The sequence below is a fragment of the Coprococcus aceti genome (genome assembly GCF_025567285.1).
GTDB lineage: Bacteria > Bacillota > Clostridia > Lachnospirales > Lachnospiraceae > Coprococcus > Coprococcus aceti.
Genome location: NZ_JAOQJT010000002.1, coordinates 511,039 through 527,007, shown reverse-complemented (window position 1 = coordinate 527,007; position 15,969 = coordinate 511,039). Strand labels below are relative to the sequence as shown.

Below are 15,969 nucleotides of genomic sequence, written 5' to 3'. Positions count from 1 at the left end.
TACAATTCAACACACATCATTTTAAACTCATAACTATAACGCATAAAAATACCCTCCTTACTGGTTGTCCAGTAAAGAGGGTACATATCAGCGATACGGCGCTTTTTTGTTACCCGGAAGCGACAAACAGCGGCTTTTGAATGGTTGGCGGTAAAGGATACCGCCGCTAAAATAAAGCCGCTCATATCGAAAGAAAACGCCCAAAATCGCCCAGAAAAATGACAGTTCGGAGAGGCTTTGGGCGTTTCTGCATTTCGGGAGCAAATCGGCAATTAGGCAGCACAAAGGAGGTGCTCGCTATGCCCCGTATGCCGAAATACCTCAAGGAAGAATGGGCGTTCTTTCTTGATGAGCGTGGCAGGAAGAAATACAACGAGCTTTGTAGGAAATGCGAAAGGAGCTGCAAGCAGCGTTTCCTACTATCAAAGACAGTATTTCAATGCGTCCTCTGCCGTGGAACGATTGCAGGAACGGTATGACCGGCTCAAAGAAAAATGCCAGCCGTTTTTGCAGGCACTGGAACACTTTCCAAAGCTGGTGGAGATCTTTGTGAAGAAGGTCAAGGAGCTTTTCAGTATCAAGGAAGCGCAGGAGCGCAAGGAACGGGAGGACAGAGCAGCCGCCCGAAAAGAACAATCCAAACACCGTCGGGGCAGAAATGATTGGGAACGGCAATGCCGCCAAGCTGGACATCCGAGAGTAGCATCCGAACCACGAGCGCTGCGGGAAGGGTATCACGCTCACGGAGGACGAGGGCAGAAATCTTTACGCAGCACTCAAGGCAATCTATGAAAAGGAATAATCCTTTTTCGGCTGGTAACGGGGCGTTCGGAAACGGACGCCCCTATTTTTACGGAGGGAGGTGATGACCGTGGAGGATATGAAAACCGGCTTTGTAGAGAGAATCGGCGGCACCATTTTCGTTGTCAACGCAATGCCCGCAGAGAACGCAAAGCATACGCAGGAGGAGCTTGTAAAGGCTCTGATTGCAAGAGAAGCAATGGCTTTGCAGGAAGCAGATGTTGCCTGATTGCCAACACGACACCTAAAGGTGCCACCCCATCTGATCCGTTCTGGGAGAAAGCAGGGTAAGTCGTCAAAACTGGATACAAGAATGAAGTTTTTACAGGAGAACAATCCTCTTGGAGCTAATCATCCGGCGGTAAAGCAGTATAACAAATGTATGAGAGGTGCCGGAGATACCGTTAGTTCTATTATTATCAGTGCAAATTCCAGACTGGCATTTCTTGAAAATAAACAGGTACTCAGGCTGCTTTCAAAAGATGATCTTAATCTGCCTGAAATAGGGATAGGAGTAAATGGGGATGGTGAAACAAAGACAGCTCTGTTCTGTGTAATTCCAGATAGTGATAAATCATATAACTTCATTATCGGAATGTTATATACACAGATATTCCAGGAGTTATATTATCAGGCAGATTTCAATTGCGGTGGCAGATTACCGATTCATGTGACATTCATGCTTGATGAATTTGCAAATGTTGCATTGCCGGATGATTATATCCTTGACGAGATTGCCAAGTTTGTTGCTGTGCCACATAATTCCTGTCGGAGCTTTTCGGGGACAGTCGCTGTACGCCCAAGCCTTAATATCTGCAGGAGAGCCGACGATATATGTTTCCGTATCTTCAGTAAAATCAACAATTATGCCAACCGAAGCAATATCTGCGCAATGTTCAAAAAAATTCATCATAAAAGTTTATTTCTTACCATATAAAGTTGTTTTTCAAATTATCATTCTTGGAAATTTTCCTGTACTCACTCGGTGTGATCCCTGTTCTTTTTTTGAATATCTTCATAAAGCATATCTCATTTCCGTATCCGCAGAGGTCGGATATTTCCTTAACGGTCATATCGGTGGTCGAAAGATAATATTGTCCTGTCTTGATCTTTGCGGATAAAATATCTTCATAGCAGCTTATCCCGAATTTCCGTTTGTATATTGCCTGAAGATATGACGGACTCAGATTCATTTTTTCAGCAAGCTGATATATATTGCTGTAGCTCCCTGCATTACTGTAAATATCGGTGCGGAGCATTTCAAGAGCGGAAATGCGGCTTTTATCGCTGTCAGGGTTTATGCTGCTTTCGGATATTTTCATAAGTATCATCTGCATAAGCATATTTTCGTACTGTTTCCTGTTGGTCGAATCGGCTACATTTTCACGGCATAATATCGTAAGCAGCTCTTCAATTGCAGGAATATCCGCCGAGGTGATAAGCGTGTCAGTTTTTATCCCATTCATAAGCTCGGTATCGTCCGTATCAAAATGGACAAAGTGATTAACATAACTTCCGCACAGAGTTTTGTAATGCTGCATTGTTCCATTGCTGTATAAAATGAGGCTGTTGGGAGAAACGGTTATTTCTTCACCGTTTTGTATCAGAACAGCGGAGGTCTTGAAGATAACAAGAAGATTATCTCCCGAACCATCCGGTCTGCATATTTCAAAATTCCCTTTATGTCTTACATTCTGACAGACTGTGTTTATACTTATCATATCATCACCTCAAAGTACGAACGGTTAGTATAATAATACTATAAGTCATTGCAATACCAAAGTCAATGACTTACATTGATAATATAATAATTCAGTATGCAGCAGAGGTATAATATGAAAAAAATATCAATAGTAATAAATGCAGACGACAGGCTCGGACATATCTCTCCCGAGATATACGGACATTTTTCCGAGCATCTCGGAAGATGTATCTACAACGGTATATATGTGGGTGAAAATTCACCTATTCCGAATACAGACGGAATAAGGAATGATATCATCGAGGCGTTCAGAAATATAAAAGCTCCAGTTTTCCGCTGGCCCGGCGGCTGCTTTGCGGAAGAATATCACTGGCAGGACGGTATCGGTGAAAAAGCCTTGCGCCGAAAGATCGTGAACACGAACTGGGGCGGAGTTACGGAGGATAATTCTTTCGGTACACACGAATTTATGCGCTTCTGTGAGCTTGTTGGCTGCAAGCCTTATATAAACGTCAATGTTGGCAGCGGCAGTGTTCGTGAAATGTCCGAATGGATAGAATATATGACCTCAGATGCGGAATCGCCTCTCACAGAGCAGAGAAAGAAGAACGGCAGAGCCGAGCCGTGGAAACTCGAATACCTCGGTGTCGGCAATGAAAACTGGGGCTGCGGAGGAAATATGCGTCCCGAATATTACGCCGACGTTTATAAAAGGTATCAGACGTTTTGCCACAATTATTCGGGAAACAGACTTTACAGAATAGCCTGCGGTCCAAGCTCTGCCGACTATAACTGGACAGAAGTCATGATGAAAAATCTTGACAGCAATAATGTTGATGCTATCGACCTGCATTATTATACGATGCCCGTATGGCCCGAAATGGAATCAGCCACCGATTTTGACGATGAGCTTTATTATAAAACTATCGCTGCAGCGAACTTTTCCGATGAGCTTATCACAAGACATTCGGAGATAATGAATCGCTATGATCCCGAAAAGAAAATAGGACTTGTAATAGGCGAGTGGGGCTGTTGGCATAAGGTAGAAGAGGGTACGAACCCGGGATTTTTATATCAGCAGAATACTATGCGTGATGCTATCGTTGCTGCAATAGAGCTGAATGTTTTTAACAGACACAGCGACCGTGTTGTAATGGCAAACCTTGCACAGGCGGTGAATGTTCTCCAATCGGTCATTCTTACAGAGGACGATAAGATGATAAAAACGCCTACATATCACGTTTTCGACCTTTTTAAAACACACCAAAACAACGAGGCAGTTTACTGCTATACGCAGAACGAAAATATGTCGGAAGGCAAAAATGCTCCGATGATCTCGGTTTCCGCATCGGTGAACGAAAAGAGTATGACCGTTACCGCCGCAAACTGTTCGCTTACGGAAGAGGCTGCTGTTGAATGCAGCATTTTCGGATTTAAAGCATCATCGGTTTCGTGCAGGATACTTACAAACGAGGCGCACAGCTATAACGACTTCGACTGTCCCGACAGGGTGAGCATTACCGAGCATACGGCAGTCATCAAGGATAATGTTTTAAAGCTGAATATTCCGCCTTGTGCTGTTGTGGAATGTGTTGTTGACTAAATATTGGGGCATATTCACAGTGCATTTCGTCTTTATAATAAAAATATAAGCATAAGAGCTGCGTTTCATTAAAGAAGCGCAGCTCTTTATGTGAGAATGTATAAAAAACACATCTCCCCAACACCACTAGATGAAGAGATGTGCCTACACCCCCAAATACGGTCTCATACCATCCAGAAACGCTTCTGTCAGGAAAGCAGACACCTTGTCGCTGCTTTCCTGACAGTTATCCACCGCAAACTTGTGCAGGATACCAACCACGCCGCCTATTGCGTATGCTACGGCGTATGAGTATTTCTCCTGGGCCAGGCCGGTCTTGCTGGATTTTTCCAGAATTAATCGCACGTATCTATGGAACATTGTCAGTGCCTTTTCCACGAAATCATAAGCCTCAGGTGTGGCAATGATGATCATGAGAAATCTATTTGCTTTCATGTATTCGCATAGAGACCTGAAGAACTGGTGGCAGATCTCAAGATTGCCTTCTGGTTTGAAGCTATTCATGATCTGAAATATTTCATCGATGATGCGGTCTTCCATGGCATTGATGAAAGCAGGCATGTCTTCATAGTGGTTGTAAAATGTGCTTCTGGTCACACCTGTGAGTTTGGTTATCTCGGACACGCTTATTTTGTTCAGAGCCTTTTGACCTGCAAGTATCTTGAATGCATCTAGAAGGTCACTTTCAGTTCTATCATATCGGGGATCGGTTGAGTTGATCATGGCTGTCTCCTTTATCTGCTGTCTGGCTTGGTGCTGCAGTTTTGTCACTATCTAATACAGCAATGTTACAACAATAATGCGTGTGAGTCTATTGTTGTACGAGATTTCTTTTGATCTTTTTTGTCGAACTCTTTTCAAACGGCTCTTTTCTTATATCCAGTGCAGAGATCCTTTTGTATGTTGGCTGGTTTTTGTTGAAAGTATCAATAATTTTTTGCAATTTTTCAGAAGTCCTGGCTGCATCCATATGTTTCTTATCTACAAAATCCTGATCTGGATATATGTGAGCAGTGAGATGGTTGCCGTCGCCGGTAATGACTATTTCTGAAATAAGGGGCTCTATAGAAAGCTTCCCTTCCAGTTCTTCAGGGGATATGTTTTCACCATTTGCCAGAATGATGAGGTTCTTTTTCCTTCCGGTTATATACATGAAACCATCGGAGTCGAGATAACCAAGATCTCCGGTGCAGAGCCAGCCGTCTTGAAAAGCTTCTGCGGTCTCGTCTGGCATGTCGTAGTATCCGGACATGACGCTTGTGCCTTTTACTTGAATTTCCTCATCGACAAAACGAACAGCACAGTTGTCCAGGAGTTTGCCAACGGATCCGGGTCTGTTGTATCTGTGATTGTTGGAGCAAATTACAGGGGAGCATTCAGTCATGCCGTATCCCTGGAGTATGTCTATTCCGTATTTTTTGAATTCGGTAACATACATAGGATCCAGATATGCCCCTCCGCAGAATATATATTCCAGTTTACCGCCAAATGCTTCCTTTGCAACCAGCTTTTTAGGAAGGAGAGGGTTGACGTCTTTGAGTTTTTTGTAAATGGTTTCTACCATGAGAGGAACCATCAGCATGCCAACGGGCTGGAACCGTTTCATATTTTTCAGCATGTGTAGCAACGAGTCATTGATGCAGATAGTGGCGCCCAGTGAAATGCCCTTCATCCATTCCATTGTCAGGCAGAAGGCGTGATGTATAGGAAGAACGCTCAGAATAGTTACACCAGGTTCCAGATTTACATATACATTTTCAACATTTTGTGCGAGATTGAATTGAGACAGCATGACGCCTTTGCTTTTACCTGTTGTTCCAGAGGTATACATAAGCGTACACATTTTATCCTTATCCTGATCGGCAAATGCAAAGTCATCCGGTATGGTAATTTCGCTGCGGAGCTGTTCAAATGACAAAATTGCTAATTGTGGATTTGAATCTGCACCCTCCGGACGCTCTATATCGACTTTCTTTTCCATGGTGAATACAACATTCATTCTAGGACAATCTGCTTTCAGTTCTGTTATCACATCTTTTCTGGATGCTCCGCAGAATAATGCAGTTGATTCTGATCTATTCAGAAGTTCATGTAATTCCGGAGCAGACAGGTTTGCATCCAGCGGTACAGCAGTATTTCCCGTGAAAAGTATAGCCATGTAGGCGCAGATCCATTCATAAGAGCTGCTTCCCACCAGTGCAATATGTGTTCCGCAGAGTCCATTATTTCGCAAAATGATAGCAGTTTTGCGAATGTCATCCCACAGATCTCCGTAGCTCTTTTCGACAATATCTCTGTGAGACAGATATTTAACAGCTATTACATCTCTATGTATCTGACAGCTTTTTTCAACAATTTCCAGAATATTTTCTTCCATATATTATATCTCCATTTCTTTTATGTGAGGCAAAATGGGACATACTCCGTCGTCCCAGATTTTTAATGTTAAACCGATGCAGAAGAGCTTGTCAGGTTGTCAAGGTACTTGATGGCGTCTTCTATAGTGTGAATATTGATGATCTCATCTTCATCGATTTCCACGTCAAATGTATCTTCAAGGTCTCCGAGAAAAGTCATGAAATCAAGGGAGCTAAATCCCAAATCCTCTATGAATCGCATATCATTAGTGATCTCATCAGCTGGTGTATTGCAGTATTCGGCAACAATGTTTAAAAATGTTATATTGTTATTCATATTAAAAATCTCCTTCTTGAATTAATCAAATGGGGTCAGGCACCTCCGTCCCCACGAAGGGGGTCAGGAACCTCCGCCCCCAAAAAATAGTTAGATGCATTCGATGATTTCGCCCACAGTCATTTCTGGCTCGGCAATGCCTTTGAAGATTATCTTCATAAGGTAGTAGTAGAACAGTTCAATGTCCTGTTCGGAGAGACTTGCGGTCTGGTATCTGAAATAGAAATTCAAACCCAGATCATTTGCACTGTGCATGACGGTGAGATAGATCTTTTGTTTTGATGTACCATTTGGAATCCACATGCTCCTTACGGAAATGTTTTCGAGATGCGGATTTTTAAGCCTGATAGGAAGAGGCTGGTAAGTAAGCCCCACGCTCTCATAAGTAGTGTGTGGAGGAGTGTGGAACATTTCTTTCATCTGGTCAGACAAAAGTTCCGGGTCATAATTGCAGTGTCGGTATACATGATTCTGAACATCCTGAATCATGAAAACTGCATCTAGAAACTCTGTGTCCGGATCAATGATGGTTCTGCAAGGGTATGCCATTGCGCGAGAGCCACCTGATACCCACTCAGCATGGGTGGAACGTCTTGAAACATAATTCCTTATGGAGATGTCAGTCTGTCCGCCATTTGCCTTGGAGAGATAAGTTCGTATTCCCATGAGAATGAGGTTGGTCATGGATATGTGATTGTTCATACAAAAATCCAGAAGATTCTGAGTTGGCTCAGCATCCAGGTGATAGTTCTTTGTAGCGACAGACAGGTCGTTGATCTCCTGATCTGCAGCGCGAAGTGACTTGTCATTGTGAAGGCGTCTGCTTTCCTGAAGTATCCGTTGTCCCTGTATATCGGAGTAAATAGGTTCTCCATTTTCCTCCAGCACATTTTGCCAGTACATGCGGTCTTTTGAGACACGTTTTTCGTCTGTGCTTTTTTTAAGATCACGTTCGACCATGTCAGTGAAACTTGCCATGTCCTCGGGATAAGGCGTGCCAAATTTGTAATGACAGTACAGTTCCATGATGTCATTCACCATGACGATAGCTCCACATGAATCCATGAGTCTGTGATCGATTTTGATGTACAGCCCATTGTAGCCACCCGGAAGCGAGATCATTTTTATCACATTCATTGGAACATTGTCCCCGTCAAACGGAATTCTGGACCATTCTTCCATGCGGTGATAAGCGTCATCACCGGAAAGCCATGAAAGGTTTTCGTAATCAATATCTCTGTCATCGTGAGAAACAACATATTGCCGTACCTCTCCATTTTGGTCAACTTTTGTAAAACGGATTCGCAGGCATTCGTATCTTTCGTACTCCAGCTGTATGCATTTTTTCAGCAAACCGAAATCTAGCGGCGCCTGCAGAGTCATACAAATGCTTATATTTGCGACTTGCTGAGTGCCAAATTCAATAATTGGTTTGAAATGTATCTTTTGTGAAGGTGTTAATGGATAATATTTTCTTGGCATAATTTACTCCTCCTGATGTTCTGATACGCTGTGGGAAAAGTTATCACAAGAAAAATAAGGATTCAATATGCCGGATCCGCTAATGGACACTTTAGATGAAATTGACCGGAAATCGGGGAAATCGGGGACGTTCCTTCTGTCACCAAGAGTGTCCCCCTGTAACGAATAAGACAGGGGGACACTCTTGGTGACAGAAGGAACGTCCCTACATGTATTAAAAATCAGAGCGATAAATTTGAATTCTCACTTGAGGTATTTTAAGAAATTTAATAACTGTTATATTTGGTTATAGAAATCTCGGCAAACCCTTGAAAATACTAAAATTTTCGTGGGTGTCCTCCCCGTCACATCTTGTATTGTGTTATATCGTTTTACCCTTGTTTATGAACCCTCATAAGGGAAAAAACAAGGGAAGGAATCAACTGCGAAAACATTGTTTTTGACCAGTTAGGTAGAAAAAATTACCACCTATTGATAAAGTATAGATAATAATCCTAATCCAGATATACTACAAAGCAAGAAAGGAGGAAAATCATGAAACTGAATATTAATATCGATGCGGAAGCTAAAGAACCTGAAATTATGATTACAACAGCACAGATGACGGAAGAAGTTAACAGAGTTGTTGATTTTGTAAGCAGATTAGATGATGCTCCAACAATTATTTCCGGTATCAGAGAGGATAAGGTCGAACTATTAGATCCGGATCACATAGTAAAGATTTACGCAGAAGACAGTAAAGTTTTTACCCAAACAGACAATGGTACGTATCAAATTAGATTGAGACTATATGAAGCGGAAGAAAGATTGGATAACAGTAAGTTTGTAAGGATATCAAATTCAGAAATTGTGAATCTTAAGAAGGTTAAAAGCCTTGATTTAAGCTTTGTAGGAACAATTTGTATGGAATTATCGAATGGGACTGTAAGTTATGTTTCCAGAAGATATGTTTCAAAGATCAAAAAAGTATTAGGATTATGAGGTGACTAAAAATGAAAAAAGAATTATTTTCTAGAATATTTGTTGGATTATTGGGTGGAATTGTAATTAGTTATTTGATTACAATTGGAATTTCACTTGCAATCGGTGATGGTAGTTACTATTCATGTGTTCCGAGTTTGATTGAACGATTTGGCAATGAGGTAACAGCGATTATCATACAGACTGTTTTAAGTGCCGTTCTTGGAGCAGGATTTGCAGGAGCATCTGTTATCTGGGAAATAGATAAGTGGAGTTTATTAAAACAAACAAGCATTTATTTTGGAATTGTATCTGTACTTATGATGACAGTTGCATATATTTGCGAATGGATGGAGCATTCTGTTAAAGGTGTATTAAGCTATTTTGCTATTTTTGTTGCAATATTTGTTGTAGTTTGGATAGTACAATATTTGATTTGGAAGATACGTATTTATAAGATAAAAGAAGGCATTCAAAAGAATAATTAGTCGAAATACACAGAGTACAAATCGAAGATTTGTGCGGTGGGTGTATTTCGCTCTACGAGGCTGAAAAATGATTTGTGCTAAATATAAAAAGATTATGAATTTTTAGAAATTCATTGACAAAAGAATGGCATTTGGTTCAATAATATTGAAGGAGGGTCCTGCCGATAAGTGGACGTTCAAAAAGCGTTAGGGTCGCTACGGTGACACTACATTCAAGGACTATGGAAACATAGTCCTTGAAATATTTTAAAGAAGAAATGAATGATTCAAGCACCATTAGAAGTATATCGTATTGATATGAAATACATCAGAAACTTACATAATATAGATGACAGAGTTTTATCGGTATCTCCTCAGATTGGTAAGGACGAGCGACCTTTTCTTGGAGTGCTTGTTATTTGTAATGAACATAAGTATTGTGTTCCCTTATCTAAGCCAAAGGAAAAGCATGAAAAAATGAGGGATAAAATTGATTTCAAAAAGATTGTATGAATTGTAATTTTCCGCATTGAATATTAAGAGACTTGTTGGTGTATGTCTTTTGCTGTTTTATTATATTCTTTCAAAAAATGAAAGCTAATCTTTGAATAAATATCTTTTGAATTTAAGTGACGCTTGACACATTTTCCCCGTCTATTAGAGTGAAAGGCCTTAATACAAAGGAGGAGGAGAAGCCTATGGATGATAAGCAGATATTAGATTTATATTGGGAGCGCTCCGAAGCTGCTATATCCGAAACTTCAAAAAAATACGGAAAGTATTGCAGATACATAGCCTTTAATATTCTTCACAATGACGAAGACAGCGAGGAATGTGTAAATGATACTTATTTAAGAGCTTGGAACAGCATACCGCCTAACCGTCCATCTGTCCTAAAAACTTTTTTAGGGAAGATTACTCGCAACTTATCTTTGGACAGGTACGAACTGCTCAATGCAAAGAAACGTAATAGCGGGCAAATGCCATTGATTCTTGATGAAATACAAGAGTGCATACCATCGTTGGATAGTACAGAAAACATTGTTGAAGAAATTGCTCTAACGGATATTCTCAACCGCTTTCTTTCTTCCCTGTCATTAGAACAGCGAAAAATCTTTATGAGAAGATATTGGTACTTATCGCCCATTAAAGAAATTGCAACGGAATATGATATGAGCGAGAGCAAAATCAAGATGTCATTATTTCGTTCAAGGAACGAACTTAAAAAATTGTTAGAGAAAGAAGGTATCTCTGTATGAAAGAAAAGAAACTTTTAAGGGCATTGGGAAATGTCGATAATCAGTATATTAAGGAGGCTGAACCTATGAAAAAAACAAGTAAAATAACTAATCGGCAAAAATGGGTGTCTGTTGCTGCTTGCTTCGTACTCGTTGCTGTGATTGGAGTGGGAGTTTTTCAAAGCAATCTGTTTGGTACAAAAAACGATATTGCCACGCTGGATGGTGGAGAAACAATTACTTTTGTTAAAAATGACTTATCACAATCTTCAATTAACTTAAATGTAACAACAAGGCCCTTGAGCGATGCTGAGATTGAAATGCTTTTTGCAGACTTGCCTGTTACCGCAGATGCTTACTTTGATGCTGACAATCATAATATTCTGGGTCTTGAGGGAAAAATTGGTGATACAAGAATGGTAGTATCTAAACAGGGTGTAAATCTATTAGATACTATCATTGATGGAAATACAATCACTTCAAGTGTAGACGGCGTTGATATCAATGCAGGATATTTCGTAACAAAGTCAAATAGTCAAGGTATCAAAACCGTAATATATTATGCAACCTTTGATATGGGAGAGAACACTATTTATGTAGAGTATTCTGGCGTTGAAAATGAAAGTGAAACTGTAAAAAACAACTTGGTAGACACAATTTTGAAGTTGATTGAGAACGGTGCATTTGATTTGAGTCAAATCCAAGAATAATCAGGGACGTTCCTTCAGCCGCGCCATATCTGCTGGTGTGTCAATGTCCATCAATTCAGTCTTGCTGGTGACAGGTAGCTGCCTTACCTGAGATTCGTGACTGTGGACAACGACATTTCCGCCTTTTCCTTGTGGGAGAGACATAAGCTCATCAAAATATTCTTTTGGAAATATCACAGGTGCTCCTGGTGTTTTGTCATAACACGTTCTCCATATATATGATGGCTCATTTTTAGAACATAATAATAGTGATGCTATAGATTCCGTCTTTATGAGTGGCTGATCGGAAGGAATAAAAGCACAGCGGTCAATATAAGAACCAATTGTATCCAGACCAAGACGGATCATATCATTCCGATATGGAGAGGAGTGAAGGATTACCGGTATACTATATTCTGTGCAAAGCTTTTCAATATCCTGGTGTATGGTGACAACAAGTCGTCTGGCAAACAAATCTTTTGTTATATCAAGTATCCACTTTATGAGTGGCTGTCCGTGATATTCAGCCATGAGCTTATTGCTGCCAAAGCGCTTTCCCTGTCCTGAAGCCATGATGATACATCCGGAATTGCCAAATGGTCTGTCAAGGTCAACAAGGAACACATCTTTATGGCTGCACAGCCAGTTTAGAAATGAGAGATCCTGTTTTCGAACGACCATAATGATCCGCTTTTTATTCATGAGCCTTTCGAAAGCTTTTTGATAATCGTATGATGTGTTTTCGAGATATCCAATTTCGTCTACAGTAATCCATGGTGCTGTTGTGTCTGCTAGGCTTTCTAAAAAAGCAATACATGTGCTGTTAAAGGAATCTTTAATGGGTTGCATGAGGTTCTCGCAACCTGTGGCATCAGAGCAGAATCTGCCGATACGTACAACTTCACCGCTAGAGTTATTTTTCATGTACACGCCTTCTTTTGGGACGGCCCATGATGTAATTCCGGGCATTTGTCTGTCGAAAAGTGAAGAGAGAAGTGTTGATTTGCCACTTTTCCTGTCACCGGTAATAACGACATGTTTCTTTTGGCTAGTCAGAAAAGATCTCCATATACAATTTGCTTCCGGCCTGAATACAGGCTTCTCTGTATTGTTCATATTTTTTCAGCCATTCCTTTCCCTCTGGTGTTATCGTGCTCCCCCCACCTGACCTGCCGCCTGCTTGGCGGCTTGTAAGTGAAAATCCCAGCGCCTCTTCAGCGTTTTTTATCATGCGGAATGCTTTGCTGTAGGCAAGACCCATGGACTGGGATGCTGAGCGGAGAGAACCGGTTTTTTCTATAGCCAAAAGAAGGCGGTATGGACCTTCACCAAAGAATTTCTCATCATTATCATCAAAAAATGTTATTTTAATAGCAGCTCTCAATGCATATCATCCTCCTTCATCATGACAAGCTGGCGCTTTCCCTGACGGTTGCGAAGTTCTCTGATACTGATTGTACCATAAACTTTGGACAGAAGCATTTCCATTTCCTCAATGGGTGTTTTATCGGGATATACTTCACCAATCAGTTTGGATTCCGATAAAACCAGAAGAGTGTTGCAGTAATTTAATGCAAGTGATGAATCGTGAAGCGTTACCAGGGACACCGCGTGGTTTCGTTCAACATAGCTGCACAGAAGGTTCATGATCTGGTAACGCAGCCTGAAGTCCAGTGCACTTTCCGGTTCGTCCAGGAGTAAAAGCTTCCGTTTTGCCACAAATGTACGTGCCAGCAGGGCAAGCTGTTTTTGACCCTCGCTCAATGTCTGAAAATTATCGTTTATCCGTGAATCAAGTCCGACCATTGCAAGAACTTTATAAGCTTTTTCCTTCATGGCCTCAGTAGGGGGCTGAAGCAGCTTAAGCTCTGGGTTAAATCCCATCATGACAACATCTAAGAGAGATATGTCTATGGATATGCCGCTTTTTTGAGGGATATATCCACATAGCTGTGCTAGTTTTTTGTGAGGCATATGTTCCAGCTGGAGATTATCTAACTCGCAGCAGCCACTATGCGGAATCAAATTGGCGATTGCTTTGATAAGGGTTGTTTTGCCACAGCCATTCTCACCAAGTATACCAACAATTGAACCTTCTTCTGCAGAAAAGCTGATATTATTTATCACATTTTGCACATCTGTGGTGCTTGTGCGGCTGCTGTGGTGGTAGCCGGCTGACAGGTCGCATATGTTTAATATACTCATTTTACAGGTTTCCTCCTTATGCATAGATAGATAAGAAATGGTGCTCCTATGATACTTGTGAATATACTGACCGGTAGTTCTGTGGAACATACACTGCGGGCAAGTATATCACCGAAAGTGAGAAGGCATCCACCTATAAGACCACTCAGAAGCATAGTTGATAAGCGGTTATTTTTGAGCAGCATTCTGGCTCCGTGCGGAGCAAGCAGAGAGATAAAGCTGATAAGTCCTGTCATGCTGATCACACTTGAAGTTGCCAGGGTTGCGATCAAAAGAACCAGCATTCGTATCTGGTTAACATTCACGCCAAGCATTTTGCCCTCTGCGTCATCAAGGGAGAGCATTATGATCTGTCTGTACAACAGGAACATTATCAGCAGGCAGACCGCACATAGTATTACGTTTGAGCCAATGGAATATATGCTTATGTCATTAAGACTTCCCATGATCCAGTATTCAATTGATGCTAATTGTTTTTCAGGGTCGGCAGTCAGTTTCAGACACACAAGAGCGGTCTGGGCAAGACTGTGTACTGCTATGCCTGCCAGTACTATGCTTTTTCCATCACGTTCATATGTCAGCGATGACAGAATCAGAACCAGTATCACACAGCATATGGCTCCGGCAAAAGCAGATATGGTTACAGACATTGTTCCGGACAAAAACAGAATGCCAAATGCGGCACCTGCGCTTGCACCTGAGGATACACCTATGATGTCTGGAGAAGCCAATGGGTTCTTAAAGACAGTCTGATATACAAATCCTGCTATGCCGAGAACAAATCCCCCTATACAGCCGATGATTCCGCGGCTTGCGCGAAGCGTGAGAAATACACGCCACTGCATGTCATCACCTTGCAGCAATCCATTCAGTGTAAGAGGATATCTTCCGACAAAAAAAGAAAATATACTGAGAACTGCCAGAATGACAGCTCCCAGTATAATAATTATTGTTGCGTTGTTTTTATTTTTACGTTTGTTATTAGTTGTTGATTCCATAGAATGTTTCATAATAATTTGTCATTTCAGTTGTATATGTGTCAGCTGATACCTGATCAGGATGAAGGATCCCAGCAAGCCATACAGATGCCAGAATTCCTGCAGGTACCGGGCTATCCAATGCTTCCACGTCTCCAGGAATAGCATATACGTGGCTGTTTTTTACAGCAGTGCATTCTGCAAGGTTTGGATCGTTCATTATGTCATCTACTGTATATTCGGCATCCGATGCGATTATTATATAAGAAGGATCCCATGCAAGAAGCTGCTCATAGCTTATCTCGGACCAGTAGGTGTCTGTGATAGAATCAGCTGCATTTTTTCCACCGGCAAGCTCTATGATGCTTGACTGATACATAGAAGGACCGGCAGTAGACAAGAATGATGAGTTGCCGGCAAGGTATACACTTTCAGGTTCTACGCCAGACAGAGCTGAAGTAAGCATATCCTTCTGAGAATCTATATATGCGAGCAGCTTTGCAGCCTCTGAGTTGGTGTTAGTTGCCGTAGCTATGGTGTTGATCATTTCTGTCAGAAGATCCTGACTTTCAGGATTGACGAGCAGTACTGTTATACCGAGGTCTGTCAGGCTCTGGGCTGCATCCTTCAGCTTCATTGGCAGAATAACCAGATCAGGTGAAAGAGCAGCACATGTCTCAAGGTTGAATTCTTTGGCAGTTCCAACATTCGGCAGCTCAGTCAGTTCTGGTGCAGCAAGCTTATAAATAGGGCGCTTGTCTGCTTTTGCTTCAATACCGACAACCTTATCCTTGAGACCAAGAGCGATCAAAAGGCTTGAAGAAATATAGTAGCCGCTCACGATAGAAGATGGCTCTTTTTCAATTGTAACTTCACGGCCAGCCTGGTCGGTAACTGTTACAGGGTAGACAGTCTGTTCAGCATCTGCTTCAGTGGAAGATTCTTCGGAAGATAATTCTTCAGATGATATTTCTTCTGATGCTTCTTCACTGGAAGCTGATTCTGATACTGAAGCAGCTGTGGTGCTTTCCGTAGTACTCTGTGTTGTCGTAGCACTGTCTGTACCACAGGCTGTAAGCACTGCCAGCATAGTACAGATAAGGATGATAGATAGATGTTTTTTTAGAGTTGTTTTCATGAATTCAATGTTC

Annotated in this window: 19 protein-coding genes and 1 pseudogene; 9 read left to right on the top strand and 11 right to left on the bottom strand. The window is 41.5% G+C overall.

Annotated elements, in window-relative coordinates; genetic code table 11:
- The coding region (locus OCV54_RS04815; protein ID WP_330377943.1) for a hypothetical protein at positions 1–185 on the bottom strand (185 nt) is incomplete at its 3' end.
- 163 nt (positions 186–348) lie between these two features.
- On the opposite strand from OCV54_RS04815, the gene OCV54_RS14920 reads away from it, so the two are divergent.
- The 3 genes and pseudogenes from OCV54_RS14920 to OCV54_RS04800 form a co-directional block, all read left to right on the top strand.
- Positions 349–792 carry a hypothetical protein gene (locus OCV54_RS14920; RefSeq protein WP_055222843.1) on the top strand — a complete coding sequence of 148 codons (444 nt, stop codon included), beginning with the start codon at positions 349–351 and terminating at the stop codon, positions 790–792.
- A gap of 79 nt (positions 793–871) precedes the next feature.
- Positions 872–1,030, top strand: a complete 159-nt coding sequence (locus OCV54_RS04805) for a hypothetical protein (RefSeq protein ID WP_167530871.1) — start codon at positions 872–874, stop codon at positions 1,028–1,030.
- Positions 1,027–1,522, top strand: a pseudogene (locus tag OCV54_RS04800) (type IV secretory system conjugative DNA transfer family protein); the annotation flags it as partial. The gene OCV54_RS04805 and the pseudogene OCV54_RS04800, both read left to right, overlap by 4 nt.
- Positions 1,523–1,727: 205 nt before the next feature.
- On the opposite strand, the gene OCV54_RS04795 reads toward OCV54_RS04800, so the two are convergent.
- A complete protein-coding gene (locus tag OCV54_RS04795) occupies positions 1,728–2,522 on the bottom strand; it encodes an AraC family transcriptional regulator (RefSeq protein ID WP_055222839.1) in 795 nt (264 codons plus the stop codon).
- Between the two features lie 114 nt (positions 2,523–2,636).
- Between OCV54_RS04795 and OCV54_RS04790 the strand changes: the two genes are divergently transcribed.
- The gene (locus OCV54_RS04790) at positions 2,637–4,106 is read left to right on the top strand and encodes an alpha-N-arabinofuranosidase (protein WP_004853264.1); all 1,470 of its coding nucleotides are present in this window, start codon (positions 2,637–2,639) and stop codon (positions 4,104–4,106) included.
- Positions 4,107–4,250: 144 nt separating this feature from the next.
- Here OCV54_RS04790 and OCV54_RS04785 read toward each other — a convergent pair whose 3' ends face one another.
- From OCV54_RS04785 to OCV54_RS04770, 4 genes are all read right to left on the bottom strand, one after another.
- Entirely contained in the window at positions 4,251–4,877 is a 627-nt protein-coding gene (locus OCV54_RS04785) for a TetR/AcrR family transcriptional regulator (protein WP_055144123.1), read from the bottom strand.
- 40 nt (positions 4,878–4,917) lie between these two features.
- Positions 4,918–6,483 (bottom strand): AMP-binding protein, encoded by a 1,566-nt coding sequence (locus tag OCV54_RS04780; protein WP_055222834.1) that lies wholly within the window; start codon positions 6,481–6,483, stop codon positions 4,918–4,920.
- 68 nt (positions 6,484–6,551) lie between these two features.
- Positions 6,552–6,800, bottom strand: coding sequence for an acyl carrier protein (locus tag OCV54_RS04775; protein ID WP_055222831.1), 249 nt, complete (start codon positions 6,798–6,800; stop codon positions 6,552–6,554).
- Positions 6,801–6,890: 90 nt separating this feature from the next.
- The gene (locus OCV54_RS04770; RefSeq protein WP_055222829.1) at positions 6,891–8,282 is read right to left on the bottom strand and encodes a condensation domain-containing protein; all 1,392 of its coding nucleotides are present in this window, start codon (positions 8,280–8,282) and stop codon (positions 6,891–6,893) included.
- 534 nt (positions 8,283–8,816) lie between these two features.
- Here OCV54_RS04770 and OCV54_RS04765 point away from each other — a divergent pair.
- From OCV54_RS04765 to OCV54_RS04745, 5 genes are all read left to right on the top strand, one after another.
- Positions 8,817–9,263, top strand: a complete 447-nt coding sequence (locus OCV54_RS04765) for a LytTR family DNA-binding domain-containing protein (protein ID WP_004853256.1) — start codon at positions 8,817–8,819, stop codon at positions 9,261–9,263.
- 11 nt (positions 9,264–9,274) lie between these two features.
- Entirely contained in the window at positions 9,275–9,730 is a 456-nt protein-coding gene (locus tag OCV54_RS04760) for a DUF3021 domain-containing protein (protein ID WP_004853253.1), read from the top strand.
- Between the two features lie 261 nt (positions 9,731–9,991).
- The gene (locus tag OCV54_RS14800) at positions 9,992–10,222 is read left to right on the top strand and encodes a type III toxin-antitoxin system ToxN/AbiQ family toxin (protein ID WP_015534180.1); all 231 of its coding nucleotides are present in this window, start codon (positions 9,992–9,994) and stop codon (positions 10,220–10,222) included.
- Between the two features lie 185 nt (positions 10,223–10,407).
- On the top strand, positions 10,408–10,968 hold the full coding sequence (locus tag OCV54_RS04750) for an RNA polymerase sigma factor (RefSeq protein WP_055222827.1): 561 nt from the start codon (positions 10,408–10,410) through the stop codon (positions 10,966–10,968).
- Positions 10,965–11,657: a hypothetical protein gene (locus OCV54_RS04745; RefSeq protein WP_004853247.1), complete on the top strand. Its 693-nt coding sequence runs from the start codon at positions 10,965–10,967 to the stop codon at positions 11,655–11,657. Before OCV54_RS04750 ends, OCV54_RS04745 begins: the two co-directional genes overlap by 4 nt.
- On the opposite strand, the gene OCV54_RS04740 is transcribed toward OCV54_RS04745, so the two are convergent.
- From OCV54_RS04740 to OCV54_RS04720, 5 genes are read right to left on the bottom strand one after another with little or no spacing between them, the layout of a single operon-like run.
- Entirely contained in the window at positions 11,658–12,752 is a 1,095-nt protein-coding gene (locus tag OCV54_RS04740; protein WP_242859625.1) for an NTP transferase domain-containing protein, read from the bottom strand.
- The gene (locus OCV54_RS04735; RefSeq protein WP_022216050.1) at positions 12,685–13,020 is read right to left on the bottom strand and encodes a winged helix-turn-helix domain-containing protein; all 336 of its coding nucleotides are present in this window, start codon (positions 13,018–13,020) and stop codon (positions 12,685–12,687) included. The genes OCV54_RS04740 and OCV54_RS04735 overlap by 68 nt, the downstream gene beginning before the upstream one ends.
- Positions 13,017–13,841, bottom strand: coding sequence for an ABC transporter ATP-binding protein (locus OCV54_RS04730; protein WP_022216049.1), 825 nt, complete (start codon positions 13,839–13,841; stop codon positions 13,017–13,019). The genes OCV54_RS04735 and OCV54_RS04730 overlap by 4 nt, the downstream gene beginning before the upstream one ends.
- The gene (locus tag OCV54_RS04725) at positions 13,838–14,839 is read right to left on the bottom strand and encodes a FecCD family ABC transporter permease (RefSeq protein ID WP_022216048.1); all 1,002 of its coding nucleotides are present in this window, start codon (positions 14,837–14,839) and stop codon (positions 13,838–13,840) included. Before OCV54_RS04725 ends, OCV54_RS04730 begins: the two co-directional genes overlap by 4 nt.
- Positions 14,823–15,956: an ABC transporter substrate-binding protein gene (locus OCV54_RS04720; RefSeq protein ID WP_022216047.1), complete on the bottom strand. Its 1,134-nt coding sequence runs from the start codon at positions 15,954–15,956 to the stop codon at positions 14,823–14,825. Before OCV54_RS04720 ends, OCV54_RS04725 begins: the two co-directional genes overlap by 17 nt.
- Positions 15,957–15,969 lie beyond the last annotated feature (13 nt).